The organism is Glutamicibacter sp. NPDC090743 (genome assembly GCF_044769125.1).
Classification (GTDB): domain Bacteria; phylum Actinomycetota; class Actinomycetes; order Actinomycetales; family Micrococcaceae; genus Glutamicibacter.
Map to the genome: position 1 here is coordinate 282,511 of NZ_JBIVXE010000006.1, position 24,409 is coordinate 306,919.

At 61.2% G+C, this 24,409-nt stretch carries 23 protein-coding genes and 1 pseudogene; 12 read left to right on the forward strand and 12 right to left on the reverse strand.

Features of this window, described 5'->3' with window-relative positions; translation table 11 throughout:
* Positions 1–351: 351 nt before the first annotated feature.
* Positions 352–1,881 carry a sodium:solute symporter gene (locus tag ACIQTS_RS14330; RefSeq protein WP_402473725.1) on the forward strand — a complete coding sequence of 510 codons (1,530 nt, stop codon included), beginning with the start codon at positions 352–354 and terminating at the stop codon, positions 1,879–1,881.
* Positions 1,882–2,218: 337 nt separating this feature from the next.
* Positions 2,219–2,431 (forward strand): annotated as a pseudogene (locus tag ACIQTS_RS14335) (HipA domain-containing protein); the annotation flags it as partial.
* A gap of 578 nt (positions 2,432–3,009) precedes the next feature.
* Here ACIQTS_RS14335 and ACIQTS_RS14340 read toward each other — a convergent pair.
* Positions 3,010–4,299 carry an adenylosuccinate synthase gene (locus ACIQTS_RS14340; protein WP_388024618.1) on the reverse strand — a complete coding sequence of 430 codons (1,290 nt, stop codon included), beginning with the start codon at positions 4,297–4,299 and terminating at the stop codon, positions 3,010–3,012.
* 263 nt (positions 4,300–4,562) lie between these two features.
* Here ACIQTS_RS14340 and ACIQTS_RS14345 point away from each other — a divergent pair, with 263 nt between their 5' ends.
* Positions 4,563–5,372, forward strand: coding sequence for a MerR family transcriptional regulator (locus ACIQTS_RS14345; protein ID WP_400291074.1), 810 nt, complete (start codon positions 4,563–4,565; stop codon positions 5,370–5,372).
* On the opposite strand, the gene ACIQTS_RS14350 is transcribed toward ACIQTS_RS14345, so the two are convergent.
* On the reverse strand, positions 5,357–6,592 hold the full coding sequence (locus ACIQTS_RS14350) for an ROK family protein (protein ID WP_402473726.1): 1,236 nt from the start codon (positions 6,590–6,592) through the stop codon (positions 5,357–5,359). The genes ACIQTS_RS14345 and ACIQTS_RS14350 overlap by 16 nt on opposite strands.
* A 133-nt stretch (positions 6,593–6,725) precedes the next feature.
* Between ACIQTS_RS14350 and xylA the strand changes: the two genes are divergently transcribed.
* From xylA to ACIQTS_RS14370, 4 genes are read left to right on the forward strand one after another with little or no spacing between them, the layout of a single operon-like run.
* Complete coding sequence (xylA, locus tag ACIQTS_RS14355; RefSeq protein ID WP_402473727.1) at positions 6,726–7,913, forward strand: xylose isomerase; 1,188 nt, start codon at positions 6,726–6,728, stop codon at positions 7,911–7,913.
* A 40-nt stretch (positions 7,914–7,953) separates the two neighbouring features.
* The gene (xylB, locus tag ACIQTS_RS14360; protein WP_400291068.1) at positions 7,954–9,381 is read left to right on the forward strand and encodes a xylulokinase; all 1,428 of its coding nucleotides are present in this window, start codon (positions 7,954–7,956) and stop codon (positions 9,379–9,381) included.
* A gap of 9 nt (positions 9,382–9,390) precedes the next feature.
* A complete protein-coding gene (locus tag ACIQTS_RS14365; RefSeq protein ID WP_402473728.1) occupies positions 9,391–10,659 on the forward strand; it encodes an FAD-binding protein in 1,269 nt (422 codons plus the stop codon).
* A 33-nt stretch (positions 10,660–10,692) separates the two neighbouring features.
* Positions 10,693–11,226 (forward strand): TetR/AcrR family transcriptional regulator, encoded by a 534-nt coding sequence (locus ACIQTS_RS14370; RefSeq protein ID WP_402473729.1) that lies wholly within the window; start codon positions 10,693–10,695, stop codon positions 11,224–11,226.
* Here the strand turns inward: ACIQTS_RS14370 and ACIQTS_RS14375 are convergent.
* Entirely contained in the window at positions 11,223–11,429 is a 207-nt protein-coding gene (locus tag ACIQTS_RS14375; RefSeq protein ID WP_400291062.1) for a hypothetical protein, read from the reverse strand. The two genes, ACIQTS_RS14370 and ACIQTS_RS14375, sit on opposite strands and share 4 nt — an antisense overlap.
* A gap of 341 nt (positions 11,430–11,770) precedes the next feature.
* The gene (locus ACIQTS_RS14380; protein WP_402473730.1) at positions 11,771–12,178 is read right to left on the reverse strand and encodes a winged helix-turn-helix transcriptional regulator; all 408 of its coding nucleotides are present in this window, start codon (positions 12,176–12,178) and stop codon (positions 11,771–11,773) included.
* A gap of 87 nt (positions 12,179–12,265) precedes the next feature.
* Between ACIQTS_RS14380 and ACIQTS_RS14385 the strand changes: the two genes are divergently transcribed.
* Entirely contained in the window at positions 12,266–12,670 is a 405-nt protein-coding gene (locus ACIQTS_RS14385; RefSeq protein ID WP_133834957.1) for a RidA family protein, read from the forward strand.
* 121 nt (positions 12,671–12,791) lie between these two features.
* On the opposite strand, the gene ACIQTS_RS14390 is transcribed toward ACIQTS_RS14385, so the two are convergent.
* The 3 genes from ACIQTS_RS14390 to kynU form a co-directional block, all read right to left on the reverse strand.
* A complete protein-coding gene (locus ACIQTS_RS14390) occupies positions 12,792–13,415 on the reverse strand; it encodes a thymidine kinase (RefSeq protein WP_105658007.1) in 624 nt (207 codons plus the stop codon).
* A gap of 106 nt (positions 13,416–13,521) precedes the next feature.
* Positions 13,522–14,904: an amino acid permease gene (locus ACIQTS_RS14395; RefSeq protein WP_402473731.1), complete on the reverse strand. Its 1,383-nt coding sequence runs from the start codon at positions 14,902–14,904 to the stop codon at positions 13,522–13,524.
* 123 nt (positions 14,905–15,027) lie between these two features.
* Positions 15,028–16,308, reverse strand: a complete 1,281-nt coding sequence (kynU, locus tag ACIQTS_RS14400) for a kynureninase (protein ID WP_105662646.1) — start codon at positions 16,306–16,308, stop codon at positions 15,028–15,030.
* A 127-nt stretch (positions 16,309–16,435) separates the two neighbouring features.
* Between kynU and ACIQTS_RS14405 the strand changes: the two genes are divergently transcribed.
* The 4 genes from ACIQTS_RS14405 (at position 16,436) to ACIQTS_RS14420 (ending at position 19,531) form a co-directional block, all read left to right on the forward strand.
* Positions 16,436–16,921 (forward strand): Lrp/AsnC family transcriptional regulator, encoded by a 486-nt coding sequence (locus ACIQTS_RS14405; RefSeq protein WP_105662647.1) that lies wholly within the window; start codon positions 16,436–16,438, stop codon positions 16,919–16,921.
* 72 nt (positions 16,922–16,993) lie between these two features.
* Entirely contained in the window at positions 16,994–17,425 is a 432-nt protein-coding gene (locus ACIQTS_RS14410) for a hypothetical protein (protein ID WP_402473732.1), read from the forward strand.
* On the forward strand, positions 17,418–18,866 hold the full coding sequence (locus ACIQTS_RS14415; protein ID WP_402473733.1) for a sensor histidine kinase: 1,449 nt from the start codon (positions 17,418–17,420) through the stop codon (positions 18,864–18,866). The genes ACIQTS_RS14410 and ACIQTS_RS14415 overlap by 8 nt, the downstream gene beginning before the upstream one ends.
* Entirely contained in the window at positions 18,863–19,531 is a 669-nt protein-coding gene (locus ACIQTS_RS14420; RefSeq protein WP_402473734.1) for a response regulator transcription factor, read from the forward strand. The genes ACIQTS_RS14415 and ACIQTS_RS14420 overlap by 4 nt, the downstream gene beginning before the upstream one ends.
* 18 nt (positions 19,532–19,549) lie before the next feature.
* Here the strand turns inward: ACIQTS_RS14420 and ACIQTS_RS14425 are convergent, their stop codons facing one another.
* The 5 genes from ACIQTS_RS14425 to ACIQTS_RS14445 all read right to left on the reverse strand — a co-directional run bounded on the left by ACIQTS_RS14425 (position 19,550) and on the right by ACIQTS_RS14445 (position 24,337).
* Positions 19,550–20,368 (reverse strand): polyphosphate polymerase domain-containing protein, encoded by an 819-nt coding sequence (locus ACIQTS_RS14425; protein ID WP_402473735.1) that lies wholly within the window; start codon positions 20,366–20,368, stop codon positions 19,550–19,552.
* Positions 20,368–21,036 (reverse strand): DUF4956 domain-containing protein, encoded by a 669-nt coding sequence (locus tag ACIQTS_RS14430; protein ID WP_402473736.1) that lies wholly within the window; start codon positions 21,034–21,036, stop codon positions 20,368–20,370. Before ACIQTS_RS14430 ends, ACIQTS_RS14425 begins: the two co-directional genes overlap by 1 nt.
* A 286-nt stretch (positions 21,037–21,322) precedes the next feature.
* Positions 21,323–21,739: a DUF3151 domain-containing protein gene (locus ACIQTS_RS14435; RefSeq protein ID WP_105657906.1), complete on the reverse strand. Its 417-nt coding sequence runs from the start codon at positions 21,737–21,739 to the stop codon at positions 21,323–21,325.
* Between the two features lie 2 nt (positions 21,740–21,741).
* Positions 21,742–22,764 carry a class II fructose-bisphosphate aldolase gene (gene fbaA / locus ACIQTS_RS14440; RefSeq protein ID WP_105657905.1) on the reverse strand — a complete coding sequence of 341 codons (1,023 nt, stop codon included), beginning with the start codon at positions 22,762–22,764 and terminating at the stop codon, positions 21,742–21,744.
* A gap of 196 nt (positions 22,765–22,960) precedes the next feature.
* Complete coding sequence (locus tag ACIQTS_RS14445) at positions 22,961–24,337, reverse strand: peptidoglycan DD-metalloendopeptidase family protein (RefSeq protein ID WP_402473737.1); 1,377 nt, start codon at positions 24,335–24,337, stop codon at positions 22,961–22,963.
* Positions 24,338–24,409 lie beyond the last annotated feature (72 nt).

Below are 24,409 nucleotides of genomic sequence, written 5' to 3' on the forward strand. Positions count from 1 at the left end.
GGTTTCGAGAAATCGTCTGACGCAACGGCGGAGAAAACGGCCCTGCTGGCCAATGATGCAACGCTGCGTCAACGTGAAACAGTACTAAACAAGCTGCGATTGCACACATTGCCGATCGAATGCTACGCATATGTGACACGATGCCGTATGTGAATCATATTTGAGTGCAAAATGTCTAGAAAGTTTCACTGAATGGAACGGTTTGCTTCGTCACATTGCGGCTGGCCAGAGCAGTGCGGTGGGCAATGTTCGCGATTTCCATTGATCGGCAGCGCCAGCGCTAGTAGCCTGTGATGCAACAAAAGTTTACTTAAGGTAAGCGCTGCTTTTATCCGGACATCGAGGTTCTCCATGGAATTCATCAACGGCGCGATTGTCGCCGCCTACCTGGCCGCAATGCTGGCCTTTGGCTGGTGGGGCAAATCCCGCACCAAGAACAGCAGCGACTATCTGGTGGCCGGCCGGCGCCTGGGCCCCTTCCTCTACACCGGAACCATGGCGGCGGTGGTGCTCGGCGGAGCCTCGACCGTGGGCGGCGTTGGCCTGGGCTACAAGCACGGGATCTCCGGCATGTGGCTCGTGGTGGCTATTGGCGCAGGCGTGATCCTGCTGTCGCTGGCTTTCGCCCCGACGCTGCAGAAGCTCAAGGTCTTCACCGTTTCGCAGATGCTGACCCTGCGCTACGGCAGCGCGGCGGCAACCAATACCTCCGGCATCGTCATGCTGGCCTACACGCTGATGCTCTGCGCCACCTCAACCAGCGCCTACGCCACCATTTTCGTGGTGCTCTTCGGCTGGGAGAAATGGCTGGCCATCGCCATCGGCGGCGCCATCGTAGTCATCTACTCCACTATCGGCGGCATGTGGTCCATCACCCTGGCCGACCAGGTGCAGTTCATCATCAAGACCATCGGCATCTTCGCCCTGATGCTGCCCTTCTCCATGCATGCCGCCGGCGGCCTGGATGGCATCCGCGAGCGCATGGGCGCCGAATTCTTCAGCTTCACCGGCATGGGGCTGCAGTCGATCATCACCTACTTCGTGGTCTACACCCTGGGCCTGCTGATCGGCCAGGACATCTGGCAGCGCGTCTTCACCGCCAAAACCCCGAAGGTCGCCCGCTGGGGCGGGATGACCGCCGGCATCTACTGCATCTTCTACGGAGCTGCCGGCGCACTGATTGGCATGGCCGCAAAGGTGGCGCTGCCGAATATCGCGGGCGCGGCGGAGAACAAGGACGTGGTTTATGCCGAGGTCGCCACTCAGCTGCTGCCAGTTGCGGTGGGAGGTTTGGTCATGGCCGCAGCCGTGGCCGCGATGATGTCCACCGCCTCCGGGGCGCTGATCGCCGCCGCAACCGTGGCCCGCACCGATGTCACCCCATTTGCGGCCAGCTGGTTCGGCAAGCGCGTGGAAGTGAATACCGATGAGAACCCCGAGCATGATGTTCGCGCCAACCGCATCTGGGTGATGGCGCTGGGCGTCGTCACGGTCACCTTGGCAATCCTGGTGGACGACGTGGTCGCAGCACTGACCATTGCCTACGACATCCTGGTGGGCGGATTGCTGGTGGCAATCATCGGCGGCCTGCTGTGGAAGCGCGGCAACGGCACTGGTGCCACAGCCTCCATGGCGGCAGGATCAATAGCCACTTTGGGCACGATGATCATCTTGGAGATCCAGGCTGAGAACAAGTTCGATGGCGTCTACGCCAATGAGCCGATCTACTACGGCCTGATCGCTTCGGCAGTAGCGTTCATTGCTGTTTCGCTGTTGACCAAGCCCACTAACCGGCAGGTGATCGAGCACTGGAACCTGCGAGTTGCCGGCAAGACCCACGACACTCCGGCCAGCACTACTGCACAGGAGCCAACGTACTAGGCCAGTAAGCAACATCGAAGCGAACCCTTGTATTCGAGCCTCGGGCTCAGTGTTGCTCAGCCGTGATCACTACTGAGCACGGGGATCGTTTTGCTCCTCGATATTCGGCGCCGCAGAATTGACTGCGCAGGACTCCAAGTGGGCTATGAAATTCTGAGGCCACATTTCAGTAGGGCCCTCTTTGCCGCACAGGAACTTGCAAACGCCAGTTTTGCAGCGTTGGAATCTGGGCATCTTTATCGTTCCCGCAAAGTTGAAACCCTTCATTGCCGCTGTGTCGCTGATGCTCAAACTTTTCATCACCTGACGACGGGGTGCACACGGCCACCATCACCGACCACGGCTGCTCAAATACCTGACCGTGAACCTGGCCTTGGGAAACTGCGACATGCACGCTGGGAACATCGGGCTGACCATCGACCGCGGAACCATGCGACTGGCTCCGGCCTACGATGTGGTCCCCACTGCCGTATGGGAGCACGCCGACCGAAAGCTGTCCCTGTGCGTAGGCACCGGCGTGCACATCGACGAGGTCAACGGCAGGCACTAGATGGACGAAGCGGCCTCTTGGGGTGTCCCTGCGAAAATTGCCGCCAGGAAAATACGCACTACCCTGAAGGCAATGCTGGATGCGCTCCCGGAGCTCATCGAAAATCACGCGCAGAAGGCTGGTTCACCCTCATGTTCCTCGACGTTGCCGCTGACACCAGAGAGCGCATCGACCGGCTCATCCCGCCAAGCACATAACCACTAGGGGGTTGCCACCTGGCTCATTCCTCACTGACTTCTCGCATGGTCGCATCGATAGCAGATTCGTCTGGCTCCGGCTTTCCATTAGGGAATATGAAAGATGCCGCACCTCGTTTGCCGACTGCCGGAACCTGTCCGCATCGTTTCTGATAATGACTGCGCTGAAAGTAGCCTCTTCTGGCATTCGGCTTCCGCCTTGATACGTTCACGTGTTGGTTGCGCATGTACGTCACTACGACCATGCGCTTTTCAATCCTAGGAATTCCGCTTGACGTGACAGAAGCTGGTCACCTGCTCGGCTCAGGGCCGCGCACACGAAAAAGGAGCTATCGCAGTTCATTCATTGATGAACTGCGATAGCTCCTAAGTCCCGGGAACCTAGTCCTGGATCAGATCGTGGCGCACGATGGTCTGATCGCGGTCCGGTCCCACGCCGATGGCGGAGATCCGGGTGCCGGAGATCTTCTCCAGGGCCAGGATGTAGTTCCTTGCGTTCTCCGGAAGCTCTTCCATGCTCTGCGCACCCGAGATGTCCTCGGTCCAGCCCGGGAAGTACTCGAAGATCGGCTTCGCGTGGTGGAACTCGGTCTGCGTCATCGGCATTTCGTCGTGGCGCACGCCGTCAACGTCGTAGGCCACGCATACCGGGATCTGCTCGATGTTGGTGAGCACATCCAGCTTGGTGACGAAGTAGTCGGTGAAGCCGTTCACGCGCGAAGCGTGGCGAGCCAGCACGGCGTCGTACCAACCGCAACGACGCGGGCGTCCGGTGTTTACGCCGAATTCGCCACCGGTCTTCTGCAGGTAGAGGCCCATGTCGTCGAACAGCTCGGTAGGGAACGGACCAGCACCCACGCGGGTGGTGTAGGCCTTGATGATGCCGATGGAGCGGGTGATGCGGGTCGGGCCGATGCCCGAACCCACCGACGCGCCACCAGCAGTCGGGTTGGAGGACGTCACGAATGGGTAGGTACCGTGGTCCACGTCCAGGAAGGTGGCCTGGCCGCCTTCCATCAGCACGACCTTGTCCTCGTCCAGAGCCTTGTTCAGCTCGTAGGTGGAGTCGATGACCAGCGGGCGCAGGCGCTCGGCGTAGGAGAGGAAGTACGAGACGATTTCCTCGACCTCGACGCTGCGGCGGTTGTAGATCTTGACCAGCAGCTCGTTCTTCTGGCGCAGTGCGCCTTCGACCTTCTGGCGCAGGATGGACTCGTCGAAGACGTCCTGTACGCGGATGCCCAAGCGCCCGACCTTATCCATGTAGGCCGGGCCGATGCCGCGTCCGGTGGTGCCAATGGCACGCTTGCCCAGGAAGCGCTCGGTGACCTTGTCCATGGTCTGGTGGTACGGGGCCACCAGATGCGCGTTGGCCGAGACACGCAGCTTCGAGGTGTCGGCGCCGCGCGATTCCAGGCCGTCGATTTCTTCGAAGAGGGCTTCAAGGTTCACCACGCAGCCATTGCCGATAATCGGAGTGGCGTTCGGGGAAAGGATGCCGGCAGGAAGGAGCTTAAGCTCGTACTTCTCTCCGCCGACGACCACGGTGTGCCCGGCGTTGTTGCCGCCGTTTGGCTTCACTACATAGTCAACCTTGCCACCGAGCAGGTCGGTAGCCTTTCCTTTACCCTCATCGCCCCATTGGGCTCCGACGATCACGATTGCTGGCATGGGATCCTCCCCCTTGCAAAAAGCAGTGGTTACGGCGTGCTTAGCGCCGTCCCGGCACGGTGCCGGGCAAAAAATATGCCCCTGTCCTGCTCACTGAAACCCGGAGGTCCGTTGCAAGAGTTAGGGGCTCTTACGACCAAAGTTTACCGAAACGATTAGCGAATCTCGAGTTGCACGTCACGAAGTCGGGGTTAATCATGGATATCAACGAGTTTCTCGCGCAGACTTGACCCTGACACAGTGTGAGGGCGGAGAACTGAAGCATGTTATCCATCGGGGCGTTTGCGCAGATCGGCCAGGTTACCCACCGCATGCTGCGGCATTGGGATACTGCCGGCCTGCTCACCCCCGCCCATGTGGCCCCGTTCAGCGGCTACCGCTCCTATGATCCTTCCCAGCTTCAGCGCTTGCATCAAATCGTCGCCTTGCGGGATTTGGGGTTCGGGCTCGAAGAGATTTCCATAATCCTGGATCAGGGAGCAACAGCTGGAAAAATAGCCGAGCTTCTGCACATTCGCCGGGCGCAGGTTGAGGCCGAACACCAGTTGGCCACGCAGCGCTTGGCAGATGTGCAGCGGCGCCTGCACTTGATCTCCAAGGAGAAGCACATGTCACGTATTGAAATCATCCACAAGCCATTGCCCGCGGTGCGCTTGGCCGCAGGCCGTTTCACGGTGGCCGAGCAACCTGAAATCGCCGGTCGCGTCGGTCCCCTCTTCGACAGAATCGCGCAGTCCCTTCAGGGCCAGAGCCTTGCCACCCCCATTGCGCAATACGATGGCACCGAGGATGGCGTAGAGGTCATTGCCGGATACGCCACTAGCGCTATGAACCTCGCCGGGGTCGAGATCATCGAGCTTCCTGCAGTGCCCGAGGCGATCTGCGGGGTGCACCTGGGAGCCATGGACACCATCCATGAAAGCTGGCAGGCCGTGCACGAGGAAGTCTTGGCCCGCGGGCTAGTCCCATCCGGTCCGTGCCGCGAAGCCTATGTGCGCGCCGTGTCGGAAAACCAAGCGGATTGGGTGACCGAGCTGCAGCAACCGGTCAGCAAGCCTCAGCCAACCAGCTGATGCGGGGCCTCCAGCAGGTCTCCCACTACGCTGCGCGCGGCGCCGACCAGCGCACCGGTTTGGCCCAGCGGCGAGCACAGCAGCCGCGCTTGGGCGGCGATGCTCGGCGCGTGCACCTGCAGGCTGGCTTCCATGGCAGGACGCAACCACTGCTCCAGGGCGGCAAAATGCCCGCCAAAGACCACGGTGGAAACGTTGTACAGGCGCATGGCCGAGGCTACGGCAATTCCCAAGGATTTTCCGGCCTCGGCCACCGCGCCCACTGCCGGTTCGGCACCGGTTTCCAGCGCTTGGTAGAGCCGGCCAATTCGCTCCTGGCGCGATTCGCTATCGGCAACCGCCCCGAGGTTGGCAGCGGCCAGAATAGCTTCCTGCCCGGCGACGGTTTCCAAGCAGCCACGCCCGCCGCAGCTGCACGCCTTGCCATCGGGGGCGATCACCACATGCCCGAGTTCGCCGGCATGCCCCTGGGGTCCGACAAAGAGTTCAGCGTCGATGATCAATCCGCCGCCAATGCCCACTTCCCCCGAGACAAAGAGGAAGTCGCGGTCCTGGGCCTCCATCAATTGCTGCTGGGCCAGCGCCGAGGCGTTGGCTTCGTTAAAGAGCCTGAAGCGGGTTTTGGGTTCGGGCAGCAGCGCCGCGACGTCCAGGTCCTGTCCCTCCCAACCGAGGTTAGGGGCCTGCAAGACGGTGAATTGCTCCTCGTCCACCAAGCCCGGGACGGCGAGCGCTCCGCCAAGAATCGCCAGTCCTTGGGATTGGGCCGCTTCTTGCAGATTGCGGCTCAGTTCCCCCAGCGCGGCGAGCACTTCTCCGGAGTTCGAGCGGTGATTGGTGCGCGGCCGGATTTCGTGCGCCAGCAGTTTGCCGCTCAGGTCAACTAATCCGGCGGCAATGTAGTCGACGTTGATTTCCATGCCCATCACGCAGCGCGCGGGATTGAGCACCAGCCCCACCGAGGGCCGTCCGCGCTCCCCGTCGCGGTGCACGCCGATTTCAATGGCCAACCCGGCAACCAACAGGTCGGCGACCAAGCTGGAGACCGAGGCCTTGGTCAATTGGCTGCGCTGGGCGATATCAGCTCGCGATAGCCTCCCGGCATCGCCGGTGCCGGCAATCACCGACAGGACCCTGGCCAAGTTGGCTTTGCGCACGTCCCCGACATTGCCCGGGGCCGAGGATGCTGCGGCTCGGGCGCTGGACGCTGGTTGGCGCATGCCTTCTCCTTGTGGAAATTCCTGGAATGGATTTGCGGGTTTCGCTATTGACTCTAGCGTATTGCCACCCATATAGTTCAGGACATAAACTAAATGGCGGAAGCCATACCACCCCGATCCAAGGATGCATCCCATGACTCTTCAGCCAACCGCCGCCGACCGCTTCACTTTTGGACTGTGGACCGTGGGATGGACCGGTGCCGATCCGTTCGGTGTCGCCACCCGCAAGAACCTGGACCCGGTAGAAGCCGTCCACAAGCTCGCCGAACTCGGCGCCTACGGCATCACCTTCCACGACAATGACCTGGTTCCTTTTGACGCCACCGCTTCCCAGCGCGAGCAGATCCTTTCGGACTTCCGTGCAGCACTGGAAGAAACCGGCCTGAAGGTCCCTATGGTGACCACCAACCTGTTCAGCCACCCGGTGTTCAAGGACGGCGGCTTCACCTCCAACGACCGCTCGATCCGCCGCTTCGCACTGGCCAAGGTCCTGCACAACATCGACCTGGCAGCCGAGATGGGCGCCGAAACCTTCGTCATGTGGGGCGGCCGCGAAGGCTCCGAATACGATGGCTCCAAGGACCTGGCAGCAGCACTGGACCGCATGGGCGAAAGCGTGGACACCGCGGCCGGCTACATCAAGGACAAGGGCTACAACCTGCGCATCGCGCTGGAGCCGAAGCCAAACGAACCACGTGGCGACATCTTCCTGCCCACCGTTGGCCACGGCCTGGCTTTCATCGAGAAGCTGGAACACGGCGACATCGTTGGCCTGAACCCGGAAACCGGCCACGAGCAGATGGCTGGCCTGAACTTCACCCATGGCATCGCCCAGGCGCTGTGGGCAGGCAAGCTCTTCCACATCGACCTCAACGGCCAGCGCGGCATCAAGTACGACCAGGACCTCGTCTTCGGCCACGGCGATCTGACCAGCGCCTTCTTCACCGTTGACCTGCTGGAGAACGGCTTCCCAACCGGCGGACCGAAGTACGACGGCCCACGCCACTTCGACTACAAGCCATCGCGCACCGACGGCTACGATGGCGTCTGGGACTCGGCCAAGGCCAACATGTCCATGTACCTGATGCTCAAGGATCGCGCACAGGCATTCCGCGCAGATCCAGAAGTACAGGAAGCCATGAAGCTTTCCGGTGTCTTCGAACTGGGCGAAACCACCCTGAACGCTGGCGAAACCGCAGCGCAGCTGATGAACGATGCGGCAAGCTTCGCCGACTTCGACGCCAACGCCGCGGCGCAGCGCAACTTCGCGTTCATCCGCCTGAACCAGCTGGCTATCGAGCACCTGCTCAACGCCCGCTAAACCCCGCATACCCACCCCACCGAAGGAAGCAGCCCGAACAATGACGCTCGTTGCCGGCATCGACTCGTCCACCCAATCATGCAAGGTGGTCATCCGCGACGCCGCAACCGGCGCATTGATCCGCTCCGGACGTGCCTCGCACCCTGAGGGCACCGAAGTGGATCCAGAGTTCTGGTTCACTGCGATGCAGGCTGCTATCGCCCAGGCCGGCGGCCTGGATGATGTAGCCGCAGTTTCGGTGGGTGGGCAGCAGCACGGCATGGTGGTGCTCGATGAATCGGGCACCGTCATCCGTCCGGCGCTGCTGTGGAATGACACCCGCAGCGCCCAGTCCGCCACCGACATCATTTCCGATGCCGGTGACGGCGATATGGAAGCCGGTGCCAAGTACTGGGCACAGCGCACCGGCACCCTCCCGGTCTCCTCGATCACGCTGACCAAGCTGCGCTGGCTGAAGGACAACGAACCGGAAAACGCCGCCAAGGTCGCCGCCGTCTGCTTGCCGCACGACTGGCTGTCCTGGCGACTGGCCGGTTACGGTCCGGGCAGCGGCGCCGAAGGCTTGGCCGCGCTGCGCACCGATCGCTCCGATGCCTCGGGCACCGGATACTACCGTCCCGCCGAAAACGCCTACGACCTCGAGGCGCTGGAGCAGCACCTGGGCCACGCCCCGCTGCTGCCAGCCGTTGCAGGGCCGCTGGAATCCATTGGCCGCACCGCGTCTGGCGCATTGATCGGTGCCGGCGCGGGCGATAACGCCGCAGCCGGATTGGGCGTAGGCGCCAAGGTGGGCGATGCGGTGATGTCCCTGGGCACCTCCGGCACTGTCTTCGCGGTTGCCGATTCCCCCTCGGCAGATGCTTCCGGCCTGGTGGCAGGCTTCGCCGACGCTACCGGCAACTACCTGCCGTTGGTATGCACCCTGAACGCCACCCGCATCTTCGACGCCACTGCCAGCCTGCTGCAGGCCAGCCTCGAAGAATTCAATGACCTGGCGCTGTCCGCCGCCCCGGGCTGCGACGGCCTGGCCTTGCTGCCCTACTTCGACGGCGAGCGCACCCCTAACCTGCCAGAGGCCACCGGCTCGCTGCATGGCATTACCCGAGCCAACTACACCGCCGCGAATCTGGCCCGCAGCGCGGTGGAAGCGGTAGTTTGCTCGCTGGCCGACGGCCTGCGCGCACTGGAAGCGCAAGGCGTCCAAGCCCAGCGCGTCATCCTGGTCGGCGGTGGCGCGCAGTCCCGCGCGGTCCAGCAGATCGCCGCACAGATCCTGGGCTTGCCAATCCTGGTCCCCGCCCCGGGCGAATACGTGGCCGATGGAGCCGCCCGCCAGGCGGCCGGCGTACTGGCCGGAGAATTCCCCCACTGGGCACAGGGCACTGCCCAAGTCCCGGCGATGGAACCGGCCCCGCAGGTACTGGAACGCTACCGCGCACTGGTTTCCAGCCAGTGGCTCGACAAGTAGGGAATAGCCGTGGAACTGCGCAACAGGGAACTGAACTGGGCCGGAAATCTTGAATACCGGGCCAAAGAACTGGTCTACCCCACCAGCCTTGCACAGTTGCGGAACCTGGTGCGTGCTGCAAAATCCGTGAAGGTCCTGGGATCGCGTCATTCCTTCAATGACATCGCCGATACCGAGGAGCTGATGATCTCTCTGGCCAAGATGCCAGAAGCCATCGAGATTGATGAGCAGGCCATGGCCGTGCGCGTCAGCGCCGGCACCGCCTACGGTGCCCTGGCTGATGCACTGCAACGCGCCGGCTATGCCCTGCACAATCTCGCCTCCCTGCCGCATATCTCGGTTGCCGGGGCGGTATCCACGGGAACCCACGGTTCTGGCGAAACCCATGGCAACCTCGCCACCGCCGTGCGCGCGGTGGAACTGGTGCTGGCCGATGGCTCGCAGCTGAGCGTGAAGCGCGGCGACGAGGATTTCAATGGCATCGTGGTCGGCCTGGGTGCGCTGGGCGTGCTGACCCACCTCACCTTGGATATCGGGCCCAGCTTCGAGGTGGAGCAGACCGTCTACCAGGACCTGTCCTGGGACAAGGTGCTCGAGGAATTCGACACCATTCAGGCTTCGGCCTACAGCGTCAGCCTGTTCACTGACTGGAGCGGCGAGCAGGTAGGCCAGGCCTGGCTCAAGCGCCGGGTCGGCGACGCGCTGGCAGAGCATATTGACCAGGGCCGATTCGGCGGGTTCCCGGCGACCGCTGCGCTGCACCCGCTGCCCGGCGCCGATGGCGGGATCTGCAGCATCCAGTTGGGCCAGGCGGGTTCATGGTCGGATCGCTTGGCGCATTTCCGCATGGACTTCACCCCCAGCGCCGGCGATGAATTGCAGACCGAATACCTGGTCCCGCGCGAGCACGCGGTAGAAGCGATCCAGGCTATCCGCAGCCTTTCGGCCGCCATCACTCCCCTGCTGCTGGTCTCGGAAGTGCGCACCATTGCCGCCGATGACCTGTGGCTCAGTGGAAACTACGGCCGTGACGGCATCGCCCTGCACTTCACCTGGAAGCCCCGGCAGGAGGCTGTCGAGGCGCTCCTTCCACGGATCGAGGAAGCACTGGCACCTTTTGCGGCACGCCCGCATTGGGGCAAGCTCTTCGCAGCCACCTGCGCGCAGCTGGCCGGGCTGTATCCGAAGTTCAACGACTTCATTGCATTGGCGCAGCGCCTGGATCCGTCCGGCAAGTTCCGCAACGACTTCCTGGACCGCACGGTGTTTGGAGCCTAAGCGCGCACAGGCGTTGCGACTAGACTTGTCACCATGGCATTGACTCAGTTAACGGTCGTGGACACCGCGGTCGGCATCCTGCAACAGTTCGGGTTGGCTGATTTGTCGATGCGCCGATTGGCCAAGGAACTCGATGTCCAGGTCGGTGCGCTCTACTGGCATGTGAAGAACAAGCAGGAGCTGCTGGCGCAGGTTGCCGCCCAGCTGCTGAACACCCCTGCGCTGTCGGTGGCTGCCGAGGACTACAACTCCCCATCCGAGGCGATCCTGCAGCTGGCACGCAAGCTCTACCTCGCATTGCTGCCGATCCAGGACAGCCCCGAGGTCATCGAAGTCGCCACCGCGATGCAGGCCACCGAGCTCCAGCCGGTGCTGCAGCTTCGCACCCTGCTGGAAGCAGCGGGGCTACCTGCCGAAAATGCCCGCCATGGCCAGCAGCTTTTGCTGAACCACGTGCTCGGCTCGGTTGCCCACCGCCAAAACCTCGTGCAGCTCGATGTCGACGCACCACTGGCTGATGGCTTCGACTGGGGCCTGCAGCGGGCCGTTGCCGGCCTCATCGGCTAACGCCTCGCGCCGGGAATTCCCAACTCTGCCAGCTCCCGCGCGCTAGCGGTCAATTCTCGAACTTCCTTCTTGGCCAAGGCAGCTTCCGGGTTATCGCTCAGGACCGAGACGTCCTCAATCAAACTTGCCAGGTAGTTCTTCGCTTCCTGCACCGAGTCGATAAGCAGCTGGGCTTGTCGAGCACCCGAGCGGCAGCGATCCATTCCTGCGCGAAGTCCCAGTATGGTTGGGCGTCCTGCGTGATCCGGTGGTTGTCGAGCTCTTCGACCAGCATGCCAGGGTCGTGGAGCACTGCCATGGCAACAGCTTCGGCTGCACGCCCTTTCTCGATCGCATCATGCATCAATTCCTTGTTCACGACTCCCTCCAGGAATCCCTGGTATTTGCCTGCGGCCGCAAGCAGGCGATTCCTTCCGCAATGGGTTTTGCGCCCTCTAGCTGTCCGGCATGAATCGGTGTCGATGAATATTCGAATCCGTGGCCTTCGGTACCGCGCCTTCGAGAGATCCCGATGCGCCGGAGGCAGGGCCAGCGGGATGAATCTTCATTCTGGAGGTTCTTCCTGGAATGAGCCATCGCCGTTCTGTTCTTCGAACTGGTCGTATCGTTCCCGCGCTTGTTCGATATCGGGCATATGGCTCACTGTCCAGTCGAGGAGCGCATCGATCGGTGCGCGCATGGTCTTGCCTATCGGCGCAACACGGTACTCGACTGCTACCGGACGGGAGCGCACTACCCTGCGGTCGATGACGCCATTTCGCTCCAGCCGGCGCAGCGTATTGGTCAAGGACTTCTGGCTCACTCCCGGAACGGCTCGCCGCAGCTCGTTGAATCGCTTGGGTGATTCGCAAAGCTGGCTCAAGACATGCAAAGACCACTTGTCCAAGACCTGGTCGAGCAGTTCGCGGTGGGAAGCCGATATGCCCAGCGGCGATTCGGAGGTTTCTTCCATTGCACCTAGTTTCGTTGCAGTTGCTTTTGTAGACCAAGTATAAGTTTTATACCTGCATCCAGCAGCGAACTACTGAAGGAGAATTCCATGCCAGTGAATTATTCAAGCCCCGCCGGGATGCTCCCCGGAACTCCCTACCACCACGTAGCGGTGGGATCCGGCACGCGGCATATCCACATCGCCGGACAGGTAGCCCACATGCCCGACGGCTCCAGGATCCCCGACGATTTGGCTGGCCAGGTGGCGCAGGCGCTACGCAACGTTTCCGCAGGCTTGAACTCGGCAGGGGCGGGGTTCCAAGACGTCGTCAGGCTGACCGTATACGTAACCGACTGGGAAACCAGCAAAATATCGGAGTTCATGCAAGGAGTCGAATCCGTCGCGGAGGAAATCGGGTTGCAGCTTCCGATGCCGCCTGCATCGTTGATCGCCGTGGCCCAACTGTACGAGCCAGCAGTTCTCGTGGAGATCGAAGCTACAGCGATACTCTGACCCGCAGCGAAAACGCCGAATGGGCCGCGGCCAGCGCCTTACCCGGCTGGCCGCCACTGGGTGGACCGGCCTCCGGCGGCTTTCGGCCGGCGCGAGGCTTCCGGTCCGAAAGGCTACCGAGCTAGCTCAGCTTGCCGCCGGAGGCTTCCAGATAGCAGGCAGCGCACAGCGACTCGTACCAGACCTCTTCACCGTCGATAGCGACCTGGTCTCCATCAAAAACAATGTGGTCACCCGATCGGCGGGTATTGAACATGGCCTTGCGCCCGCAGCGGCAGATGGTCTTCAGCTCTTCAAGTGAGTGCGCCAGTTCCATCAAGCGTGCCGAGCCCGGGAAGGCACGGGTGCGGAAGTCGGTACGGATACCGTAGGCGAGCACCGGGACATCATCGAGCACGGCAATGCGCAGAAGATCATCGACCTGGGTGCGGGAGAGGAATTGAACTTCGTCGACCAGCAGGCAGGCTACCGGCGGCGCATCCACATGCGGCAGCAAGGCATCAGGGTCATCGCCGAGGCAATGGGCCGCGAACTTCTCCCGAAGGTTCTCTTCCGGCCCCACGCTGAAGTCGACTTCGCGTTCGATTCCCAGGCGGGAAACGATTGATTTCTCGCCCTTGGTGTCAACCCCCGGCTTGGCCAGCAGGATACGCTGGCCGCGTTCTTCGTAGTTGAAGGCAGCCTGCAGCAAGCTCGTGGATTTGCCCGAGTTCATCGCTCCGTAGCGGAAATACAGCTTGGCCACCATTGCTCCTCGAAAGTTGCGGTGCCTGCCAACTGGCAGGCCCCTTAAGATCTTAGTGCCCGCGCCGCGGATCGCCAGCGAACCGGCGCCGCGGACGATTGCCCTGCTATTTCACCGCAGGCTGTTTCTTGCCGGCGAAAACCAGCCTGTAGAGCACCGACATCACGATGACGAAGGGAACACCGAAGATCAGGGTGTACTTGAATTCCGGCACGAAGAACGAGGTCACCAGCAGGCCGGCGAGCAGTACCGAGCCGAGAATCGACGCGGCCGGGTAGCCTGGCAGCTTGTACTCCAGGACGGCCCGGTCCAGGCGCACCTGGCGGCGGAAGGACACGTGGGTCACCAGGATCATGAACCACGTCGCCAGGGCACCGAAGGTAGCCAGCGACATCATGATGCCGAAGCCTCCCTCCGGAACCAGCGCGTAGACCAGTGCTGCCACGGCGATGCCTCCGGCAGACATCCACACCGCGTGGATAGGAGCGCCCGCGCTGTTGGTCCGGTGTGCCAGGCGCGGCGCGTGCCCGGAATCAGCCAGCGAATGCAGCATGCGGGTTGCCGCATAGAGCTGGGCGTTCATGGCCGAGAGCGCGGCAATGATGAGCACGAAGTTCAGTACCGAATCGGCGAACGGGATACCCATCTGGGACATCACAGTGACAAATGGCGATCCGCCGGCCAGCAGTTCGCTGGTGGGCGCCACCGCGAGGATCAGGGCCATGGTGAACACGTAGAAGAGCAGCAAGCGCAGGAAGGAGACCTTGAAGGCCTTGCGTACGGCAATCTTGGGGTTCTTTGCTTCTGCGGCGGCAATGGAGATCGCCTCGATGCCCATGTAGGAGAAGATCGCCACGACGACAGCGGTCCACATGCCGAACAGGCCCTTGGAGAAGAAGCCGCCTTCGGCCGAGTAGTTATGGAACCCGTATTGGTCGCTGGGGTCGTGGAACACCAGCCAGAGGGCAATGATGATGAACGCGACCACCGCGAAGACCTTGATCGCGGAGAACCAGTATTCGGTGGTTCCGAAGATCTTCACGCTGGAGAAGTTCACGCCCAAAAGCGCGGCCGAGAAGACAAGGACCCAAACCAGCCCTGGAATCTCGGGGAACCAGTACTGCATGTACTCGCCTACCGCGCTGACTTCGGTGCCCACGGCGAAGATCAGCGCAGACCAGTACAGGTACTTGGTCAGGTACCCGGCGAAACGTCCAAGATAGCGTTCGGCGTAGACCCCGAAGGAACCGGCCACCGGCTGCTTGACGGTCATTTCCGCCAATGCGCCCATGACCAGCAAGGCGACGACCCCGCCAATGAGGTAGCTGATGATCACCGAGGGACCGGCCATGGCGATGGCGAGCTTGCTGCCCGCGAAAAGACCGGTGCCGATGGCACTGCCCAGCGCGATCATGGACATCTGCCCAGGAGTCAGCGACTTCTTCAAACCCGAACCGAATTCAGTGGCGCGTACCGGCTGCTTGCCCAACGATGCTCCCTTTAGACCTATGCGAACAGCACGGCATCGAAAATGCCGTGCTGTTGTTAAGGTTACTCTCGCGCAGATTCGCCGGCTTCGGCGCACCAAGACCCGAAAGCGGCGGAATTTGCGTTATGTCACGGCATTACGCACGGCGTACTCTTCGCGCTGCCAGGCATTGGTGTGCAGAATTTCACGCAGCTTCTCCACGGCGTCCCAGATATCGGTACGCGTCAGGTACAGCGGGGTGATGCCAAAGCGCAGGACTTCCGGTTCGCGGTAGTCCCCGATAACGCCCTGGTCAATGAGCGCAGCGATGATTTCGTACCCATGCTCATGGCGGAAGCTGACGTGGCTGCCGCGAGCAGCATGTTCGCGTGGAGTCACCAGTTCCAGGCCGTAGCCGGCGCAGCGGGTTTCAACCAGCTCGATGAACAGGTCCACCAGCTCCAGCGAGTTGGCGCGCACCTTGTCCATGTCCGCTTCCAGCGCGATATCCAGGCCGACCTCGATCATGGCCAGCGAAGTAACCGGCTGGGTACCGCACATGAAGCGGCGAATGTCATTTGCTGGAGTGTAGCTGCCAGCCATCTCGAAGGGCGACTTGTGCGACCACCAGCCGGACAGCGGCTGCCAGAAACGTTCATGGTGGCGGGCATTGACCCAGATGAAAGCCGGAGAACCCGGGCCGCCGTTGAGGTACTTGTAGGTGCAGCCCACGGCGTAGTCTGCATCTGCGGCATTCAGGTCAATCGGCACTGCACCCGCGGCATGGGCCAAGTCCCAGACCACCAGGGCTCCGGAGCCGTGGATTGCTGCGGTGGTCTCGTCCATGTCCCACATGGAACCGGTGCGGTAGTTCACGTGCGACAGGGCAACCACGGCGACAGTCTCGTCCAGTGCAGCGCGCAGCGACGCCTCGCCATCGATGAGCTTCACTTCATAGGCCACACCTGTTTCCTGCGAGAGCGAGTTGACCAGATCAGCCAATCCCTCGGCGATATAGATATCTGTTGGGAAGTTGTCGCGTTCGGTGAGAATCACCCGGCGCTGCGGGGCATCAGCCTTCTGCGTGCGCAGTGCCGATGCCAAGGCCTTGAACAGATTCAGTGTGGTGGTATCGGTGATCGCGGTTTCGCTGGGGTTCGCGCCCAGCAGCCGCCCCAGCTTGTCGCCGAGCTTCAGCGGCATCTCGAACCAGCCGGCGGTGTTCCAGGAACGGATCAGGCCCTGGCCCCATTCTTCGGTCACCACCTGGGCGGCACGTTCGGCCGCACCCTTCGGCAACGCGCCCAATGAGTTGCCATCGAGGTAGATGACGCCTTCCGGGAGGTTGAAGCGGTCGCCAAAGGCCACCAGCGGGTCTGTCGCGTCCAACTGGGCAAGGGTCTCTCGGGTCAGTTCCGTGGTCATTGGATCTCCTGTTCAGCCAAGATCAAAGCGGGAGAACTTCCGTTCTCCATGGTGTTTCCATCGTAGAATCAGATTCGATATAGTGCGACTAAATCTGAACTTTCCCAAAGAATTGAGTTGATCAACCGTGGCAGGTTCATTATGGACAGTTCAAGGCGACGCCAAGCCGAATCCTGTTCGTGTAGACGAAGCGGATTTGTCCATTCTCGCCGAGCTGAGCAAGGATGCTCGAATTGCCAATAACGTCCTGGCTGCAAAAGTCGGCCTGGCGCCGTCCACCTGCTTGGGCCGGGTGAAAGCCCTCTCCAAGGCGGGGGTGATCACCGGCTACCATGCTGCGATCAATGAGCAACTTCTTGGCGTGGCCGTCAACGCCATGATCTCTATTGTGGTCTCGTCCACAGCCCGAGACCGCTTGCTCTCCTCGGCGCATCAGCTCAAAGAGCTCGCCGAGGTCAAGGAAGTCTTCGTTCTTGGCGGCTCGCCGGATTTGCTGGTTCGGGTGGCTACCCGAAGCATCGAAGACCTACGGGCATTCGTGGCCGCGCACTTGGGCTCCAACCGCGCGTTCTCATCCACCCAGACGGTAATTATCTTCGAGCACCTGGCTTAGCCGAGACAGGCTTTTTGTCATCTAACGGCGTCTCTCATCTATATCTCATTTATTTCAGCCACAATGAAAAACATGGGAAAGGAAGCTTTGCGCCGCGTCTTTGCGACAATCGCTGTAATCGCAGTCGTGTTTCTTGGCGCTTTCGGAATCAGCCAAGCCTTGGAAGGTCCGGCGGACCAGGACCTCGGGGAAGGGTTCATCTTCGAAGAAGCAACTCCGTCTCCGACGAGCGGCACCCCCAACAGTCCCTCCTCCTCGCCTTCTGCCCCAGCGACTGGATCCCAAAAGCCGTCTTCCAGCTCGAGCACCTCCGCCAAGCCGAAAACCTCGGAAAAGCCTAAGCCTAGCGCTACCCCGACACCGAAGCCCAAGCCGAAACCTCCAGCACCGGCACCGCCAAGGAAGACCGTCGTTCCGCTGCCTCCCTCGGGCACCCAGTACGACAATGATGACGACGACGATGACGATTACGACGACTACGACGATGACGGCGACGATGACTAGAGCGCCAGAACGCCGCTGGTCCATCCGAGCACGGGTCCTGACCGGCATGATGCTCCTGGTAGGCCTGGCCTTGCTGGCAGCGGGTACCGCGAGCTTTGCGGTTCAACGCCACGAACTGAATGAACGCCTCGACGAGTCATTGACCCGCACCGTCAAGGAATTCGAAGTTCTCACCGATACTGGTGTCGATCCGCGAACCATGGAACGCTTCAAGCACGCTGAAGACTTGCTCTACATAGCAATGCAGCGCACCCTGCCCTCCCCGAAGCAGGGCATGCTCTCCCTGGTTGGTGACGAGGTGCGTTGGACCGCACCGGATATCGTCAACACCCGCCTGGAAGATGATCCGGAATTCCTCGAATGGGCCAGAAGCGTCCAGGACGCCAACCATATCCGCTTGGGAACTGTCGACACGGACATCACGACCTACCGCGCCGTCGTTGTTCCGGTTAGCCTCCCTGCAGACCACGAGCATGGCGCGTTCGTGCTGGCCTACGACTACTCTGCCGAGGCCATCGCCAACGACCGCAACTTCATGATCTATGGTGCCGTCGGCGCCTCGGTCATGCTCGTGGCCGCGCTGGCCGCCTGGCTTGTGGTTGGCCGAATGCTCGACCCGATCCGCCGCCTGCAAACTACCGCGCAGCAGATCTCGGAGACCGACGTATCCCAGCGCATTGAAGTTTCCGGAAATGACGAATTCGCCGAATTGACGGTCACCGTCAACGAAATGCTGGATCGCCTTGAAGGCGCGCTCAGCTCCCAGCGCCAGCTGCTCGATGATGTCGGGCACGAACTGCGCACGCCGGTGACTATCATCAACGGGCATCTGGAATTGATGGATCCCAACGATCCGGACGACGTTGCCCAGAGCCGCGATATCGCCATGGACGAGCTCGGGCGCATGTCCTTGCTCATCAATGACCTAGTCACCCTGGCAAAGTCCAACCGCACGGATTTTCTCCAGGTGGAGCCGGCAGAAGTCGGCAAGCTGCTTGACGACATCCTCGACAAAGCCCGCGGCCTGGGGCCGCGCCAGTGGCGCGTGGACTACCGCACCGAGGCCACCGTTGCTCTCGACCCGATCCGGACCACCCAAGCCATGCTGCAGCTCTGCGCCAACGCGGTGAAGTTCTCTGCTGCGGATAGCCGCATCGGCTTGGGCAACGAGATCGTGCGCGATGGGCATGGCAACACCACCTTGCGCTGGTGGGTATCCGATGCGGGCGTGGGCATCCAGGCTGAAGATCTTGAACGTATTTTCGAGCGCTTTGGACGGGGCCAGAACTCTGTTCGTTCTTCGGGGTCCGGCCTGGGGCTGAACATCGTGCAGGCCATAGCGGAGACCCACGGCGGACGCGTTTGGGTGAGCTCGGAACATGGCAAGGGTTCGACGTTCTACATTGACATGCCGTTGACGACTGGAAGCAAGGAAGCATGAGCCAGATACTGATCATTGAAGATGAACCGCGAATCAGTTCGTTCGTAGCCAAGGGGCTGCGTGCTGCGGGATTGACCTCATCCATCGCAGAAACCGGGCATGATGGCTTCACCCAGGCCATTGACGGTGACCATGAGCTGATCATCCTCGACCTCGGCCTGCCAGATGAGGACGGCTTCTCGGTATTGCGGCGTCTGCGCGCCGCGCAGATCGATACGCCGGTGATCATCTTGACCGCACGCGGCAGCGTGGAAGACACAGTAGCCGGCCTGCAGAACGGCGCCGACGACTACATGGCCAAGCCATTCCACTTCGATGAGTTGCTGGCGCGGGTGCGCTTGCGCCTGCGCGCCGAGGACAATGCACCTGAAGTTTCCTCGCTGGCCCACGAAGACCTGATCATGGACCTGCTGCGCCGCCGGGTGACGGTCAATGAGCGCGAAGTCGACCTTTCCGCGCGTGAATTCGCCTTGGCCGAAGCCTTCTTGCGCAACCCCGGCCAAGTGCTCAGCCGCGAGCAATTGCTTTCCCGGGTCTGGGGCTATGATTTCGATCCAGGATCCAACGTGGTGGATGTGTATGTCCGCTACCTGCGCAACAAGCTCGGCTCGGAACGTTTTGAGACGGTACGCGGATTCGGCTACCGACTCGCCTCGGAGCGCTAGCCGAATCCTGCACGGGATCTAGCGCAACGTCGGATCCGGAACGAAGCTCTGCTGGAGCAAACGGCTCCAGCGATTGGCCGGCAGCTGCGGGTTCAGCAGTGCAATGCCGATGCAATACTTGGACATCGATACCTCTCGGATGCCCAGCTCGGCCAAGGCCTGGTCCGACGCGCCCCGGCCATCAGCGGACTTGGTCTCCACGACAACCAGGTCCGGTCCGTCAACCCTCGAATCGCCGTTGGCGTATTCCAGTTCAACGTCGCAGGTCAGCCGTTCGCCATCGATGGGGTTCACGAAAGTTGCACGCCGGTAGTCACTGTCCAGCACAGGTTGCAGTTGGGGCACGTCCTGCCCGTACTCGCTGCGCAGGACCGATTCCAAGAACTCGAGGTTCTCTTCGGTCAGCTCGCCGGCGCTGTCCAGATCCTGCTCGACGCGATGCTTCACCGTCGAGCCGCGAAGCCCCTTGGTCTTGATCTCGAACATCGACAGCCCGGTGTCAGCATAAGTGCGCGAGCGCACCTTGTATCGCCGTCGCCGACCCTGGCGGTGGGCGCGGTACTGGTCGTAGTCCTCGGTATCGAAATACACCGATTCGTAGCGGAAGGTGCGCAGGCCATCGATCTGCATGATCTTGAATTGATCGCCCAAGCGCTCGGATAATGCCGTGAACTCCTCTGGGGCCAACAGGAACTTCTTGTCGACTCGGGTCTGCAGCGCCGCTTCGGAGATCACGTCTTCGAGACTGATCGGCTCCCGGCCGATGACGGCTTCTTCAAGAGCCGCGCGCGCCTGGGAGGCAACGACGTCCGCGCTCTTGGTTGCAAGCGCAGTCATCAGGACCACGTCTCCTGCTTGGCTCCGTTCTGCGCTGCCGGTGCGGACTGGCTGTTCGCCAATTCATAAGTGCCGGAGAAGCTCTCGGATGCGCTGGACTTGGCATTGGACTTGCTGCCGGCAGCGTTGGTACGGAAGCGGACATCAACGATGGTCAAATCGCGAACCATGTCCAGCTCGACAACTACGGTTCGCAGCACCTTGGCATCCAGCAGTTCTTCCAATGCAGCCTGCAGATCCGCCTTCTTCGGGTGGGCACGTTCCAGGGTCACGGTCTGGCGCTCGGTGCGCGGAGCGAAGCTCGGGTGGTCAGCAAGGAACATCACCAGAACCAGGGCCGCGGTGGCCGCTGGAGCCAGCCATGCCGGGTCCGGGTGCAGGCCGTTGACCAAACCAATGGCCAGCGAAATGAAGTAGTAGGCGACTTCTTCCTGGGTCAGCGTGTCTGAGCGAAGGCGAATGATTGAGAGGATGCCGAAGAGCCCCAGCCCCAGCCCCATGCCTGCGCCGCTGCCTGAAAGCAGCAAGGTGACCGCGAAGATTCCCATGCTCAAGGCGATATATGCGAGCACGAGGTCGCGGCGGAAGTGGCGGCGGAAGTATACGAAGTACACCAGAACCGTAATGCCGATGACGTTTGAGGCTAGTCCCGTCCAGAATGACAACATTGCTATCCCTTTCAAAAGTTTGAAGTGATGATCCCTTCTTTATGAACTTTAGGTGAACTAAATGAGTCCAAAAGTAGAACAACATGAGAACGCCCTCATGTTACTGAATAGGTCTTGACTTGCATGTTTGCCTTCTGCTGACGGAGAGTGTGCCGTCTGGCTGGTTTTACTCAGCTTCCGCGCACCCGAGTTCTCTTACTTCTTGAGCATGCCCTCGAAGCGTTAAACAGCTAACGGCGGCTATTCTCTTTGCGAGAATAGCCGCCGTTAGCTGTTGGAGTATCGCTTACTTGCCAGCTTCGATTTCAGCCTTGGCCGTCGAATCCGAATCGTTCAGGAACTTGCCGATGCGGTCGACTTCTTCAGTCTCGCCGATGGCTGCGGCCGCACGGCCCAGCGCATAGAGCGAGCGAAGGAAGCCTCGGTTTGGCTCATGGCGCCAAGGCACAGGGCCCTGTCCGCGCCAGCCGGCTTTGCGCAGCGAGTCCAAGCCTCGGTGGTAGCCAACTCGTGCGAACGCGTACGACTCCACGATGCGGCCCTCACTGTGCGCTTCGTTGGCAAGCAGCGCCCAAACCAGTGACGAGGCAGGGAACTTTGCCGCCAAGTCCGTGGCTTCATCACCGGCTTCATAGCGTGCCAGCACTTCGGTTTCTTCCGGAAGCAGGGTTTCCGGGATACCCAGCAGGTTTTCTCCGACCATGGTTACTTCAGCGACTTTCCGGCCGAGCCTAGCTGCTGGGCAGCTTCAACGATGCGGGCAGCCATGGACTCTTCAGCCTTGGCGCCCCAAACGCGCGGGTCATAGGTCTTCTTGTTGCCAACTTCGCCGTCGATCTTCAGCACGCCATCGTAGTTGCCCAGCATGTGGCCTGCGACCGGACGGGTGAATGCGTACTGGGTGTCGGTGTCGATGTTCATCTTGATCACGCCGTAGGCAACAGCGTCAGCGATTTCCTGCTCGGAGGAGCCCGATCCGCCGTGGAATACGAGATCGAATGGGTTAGCCTTGCCGATTTTGGCACCAACCTGGGCCTGGATATCCTTCAGGATCTCTGGGCGCAGCTTTACGTTGCCTGGCTTGTAAACGCCGTGGACGTTGCCGAAGGTCAGCGCGGTGATGTAGCGTCCCTTTTCACCGGCGCCCAAAGCCTCGATGGTAGCCAAGGCATCTTCGACGGTGCTGTACAGCTTGTCGTTGATCGCGTTCTCGACGCCATCTTCTTCGCCGCCCACGGCACCAATTTCAACTTCGAGGATCTGCTTCGCGGCAGCGGTGCGTGGCAGCAGTTCAGCAGCAATACGCAGGTTCTCTTCGAGGGTCTCAGCCGAGCCGTCCCACATGTGGGAGTTGAAGAATGGATCGCGGCCTGCAGCGACTTCAGCCTCCGAAGCGGCCAGCAGCGGCAACACGAAACCGTCCAGCTTGTCCGCTGGGCAGTGGTCGGTATGCAAGGCGATGTTCACGCCGTAGTTCTTGGCAACCTGGCGCGCGAAGGCCGCGAAGCCCAGCGAGCCGGTAACCATATCCTTGATGGATGCACCAGACCAGTATGCGGCGCCGCCGGTGGAGACCTGGATGATGCCGTCGGATTCAGCCTCTGCGAAGCCGCGAATTGCGGCGTTCAGAGTCTGCGAGCTGGTCACGTTCACTGCTGGGAAGGCGTAGCCGCCTGCCTTGGCAGCATCGATCATTGCATTGTACTTATCGGGGGTTGCGATAGGCATGCTTCACTCCTGGTGATTAGCGAGGTTACGCGTCTCCATTGACGGCGGTTCGCCATCCATCCTATCGGCTATGTCACTAACTAAGCCCTAAATCTCGTATCGTGACACGGGGAATTCCGCGGTTTACCGCAAAGCAAACGGCCAACCCAGATGAGAGCTTGTCTCATTATGGTTGGCCGCTGGCTTTTTACGTTCTCTATTCGGTTGTTGCGCTTACAGAGGTGCTTCCCGACGGAGCTAGCTGTGTCTTGGTCGTGGTGCTGGGCACTGATGCAGAGCTCTTGGAAGCCGCCGGAGTTTCAGTTCCGGTCGAGGCCGACTTCGACGAATCCGTCTTTGGTGCAGAAGCTGAGCCGGTTGGAGTATCCGTAACGGCTTCTTCTTCTGGCTTCGTTGGCTCTGGAGTTGGAGCCTCCACCTCATCAGTGGCATCCGGATCTTCGGGTCCGTCCGTAGCGCCTGGACTCTTCGAATCGTCAGGGCTCTTGGAACTATCTGGGCTCTTCGAGCTATCAGGGCTCTTCGAACCGTCCGGGCTCTGTGAACCATCTGGAGACTGCGAACCGCTCGGGCTTTCACTCTCGCTCGGCGACGGGCGCTGTGATTCCGATGGGCTTGGCTTCGGCCGTGGAATGCTTGGAGTGTCATCCTCGGGGACAATGACGTCTGGATCCGGGCCGCTTGGAGCCTTATCAGGAACGCGGGAGCCGTTGCCCTTGGGAGCACTGCCCGCATTGACTGTCAGCCGCTGCGAATTAATCATCGCCTGGCGCTGGCCCGGAATGGTTGGCAGGTAGTTGCGCGGATCATGCCAACGGCCGTCGATGATGACCTCGAAGTGCACGTGGCAACCGGTCGAGTTGCCGGTAGTGCCAGCCAGGCCGATCAGTTCACCCTGCTCGACTCGCTGCCCCACCTTGGCAATCAACTTCGAATTGTGGCTGTAGCCAGTCTGGACATTGCTGCCGTGGTCGATAGTCACGCGCATGCCGGAGTGCCCAGCCCATGCCGATACGGTCACCGTTCCAGCTTCAGAAGCGTAGACCGGCGAGCCGCAGGAAATAGGGTAGTCCTGGCCAATGTGGATCTGGTTGCCAGGACCGGTAGGGTTGGCACGCCAGCCATAAGGGCTGGAAATACTGCGGGTCTTGACCGGGTGCATCAGTTGCAGGTCGCCAGGCAATTTGCCGAGCTCGCCGACCATGCCCGCAAGCAGAGCTGAGGATTCGTTGTCATTGCCGGACGCTTCTGAGCCCGCGTCAGCGCCATCAAGCATTCCAACGGGACGGCCGTCAATAGCCAGCTCCTTGCCGGAACCGCCAAATGAGTTCAGCGGCGCATCTGCACTGACGTAGACCGGTCCGTTGAACATTGATGGATCTGCCACAGCATCGATGCCTACAGGGATATCGCCCTGCCTGGAGTCACCGGCCTGAGCCATGATCGGGATCGCCAGGGCTCCCGTCAGTCCGAGCGCGGCGACGATAGAAGTGGACCATATAACCAATGGCCTTCTGCGTCGAGGCAGCCCGGGCAACAGCAAGTCACGGTTTACTTGATGACGTCGTTTCACGACCGCCCTCTCCCAGATCACGTTTTCATAACTAAAACCCAGAGTAGGCGGAAAATGATAACTAATCCAGAT

Excerpts from the sequence above, each read along its gene's own strand:
- xylB (WP_400291068.1), top strand. The coding sequence starts at position 7,954 with ATGACGCTCGTTGCCGGCATCGACTCGTCCACCCAATCATGCAAGGTG.
- fbaA (WP_105657905.1), bottom strand. The coding sequence starts at position 22,764 with ATGCCTATCGCAACCCCCGATAAGTACAATGCAATGATCGATGCTGCC.
- ACIQTS_RS14435 (WP_105657906.1), bottom strand. The coding sequence starts at position 21,739 with ATGGTCGGAGAAAACCTGCTGGGTATCCCGGAAACCCTGCTTCCGGAA.
- kynU (WP_105662646.1), bottom strand. The coding sequence starts at position 16,308 with ATGACCACGGAACTGACCCGAGAGACCCTTGCCCAGTTGGACGCGACA.
- ACIQTS_RS14385 (WP_133834957.1), top strand. The coding sequence starts at position 12,266 with ATGCCAGTGAATTATTCAAGCCCCGCCGGGATGCTCCCCGGAACTCCC.
- ACIQTS_RS14340 (WP_388024618.1), bottom strand. The coding sequence starts at position 4,299 with ATGCCAGCAATCGTGATCGTCGGAGCCCAATGGGGCGATGAGGGTAAA.
- ACIQTS_RS14415 (WP_402473733.1), top strand. The coding sequence starts at position 17,418 with ATGACTAGAGCGCCAGAACGCCGCTGGTCCATCCGAGCACGGGTCCTG.
- ACIQTS_RS14345 (WP_400291074.1), top strand. The coding sequence starts at position 4,563 with ATGTTATCCATCGGGGCGTTTGCGCAGATCGGCCAGGTTACCCACCGC.
- ACIQTS_RS14370 (WP_402473729.1), top strand. The coding sequence starts at position 10,693 with ATGGCATTGACTCAGTTAACGGTCGTGGACACCGCGGTCGGCATCCTG.
- ACIQTS_RS14375 (WP_400291062.1), bottom strand. The coding sequence starts at position 11,429 with ATGGATCGCTGCCGCTCGGGTGCTCGACAAGCCCAGCTGCTTATCGAC.
- ACIQTS_RS14410 (WP_402473732.1), top strand. The coding sequence starts at position 16,994 with ATGGGAAAGGAAGCTTTGCGCCGCGTCTTTGCGACAATCGCTGTAATC.
- ACIQTS_RS14425 (WP_402473735.1), bottom strand. The coding sequence starts at position 20,368 with ATGACTGCGCTTGCAACCAAGAGCGCGGACGTCGTTGCCTCCCAGGCG.
- ACIQTS_RS14380 (WP_402473730.1), bottom strand. The coding sequence starts at position 12,178 with ATGGAAGAAACCTCCGAATCGCCGCTGGGCATATCGGCTTCCCACCGC.
- xylA (WP_402473727.1), top strand. The coding sequence starts at position 6,726 with ATGACTCTTCAGCCAACCGCCGCCGACCGCTTCACTTTTGGACTGTGG.
- ACIQTS_RS14350 (WP_402473726.1), bottom strand. The coding sequence starts at position 6,592 with ATGCGCCAACCAGCGTCCAGCGCCCGAGCCGCAGCATCCTCGGCCCCG.
- ACIQTS_RS14420 (WP_402473734.1), top strand. The coding sequence starts at position 18,863 with ATGAGCCAGATACTGATCATTGAAGATGAACCGCGAATCAGTTCGTTC.
- ACIQTS_RS14430 (WP_402473736.1), bottom strand. The coding sequence starts at position 21,036 with ATGTTGTCATTCTGGACGGGACTAGCCTCAAACGTCATCGGCATTACG.
- ACIQTS_RS14330 (WP_402473725.1), top strand. The coding sequence starts at position 352 with ATGGAATTCATCAACGGCGCGATTGTCGCCGCCTACCTGGCCGCAATG.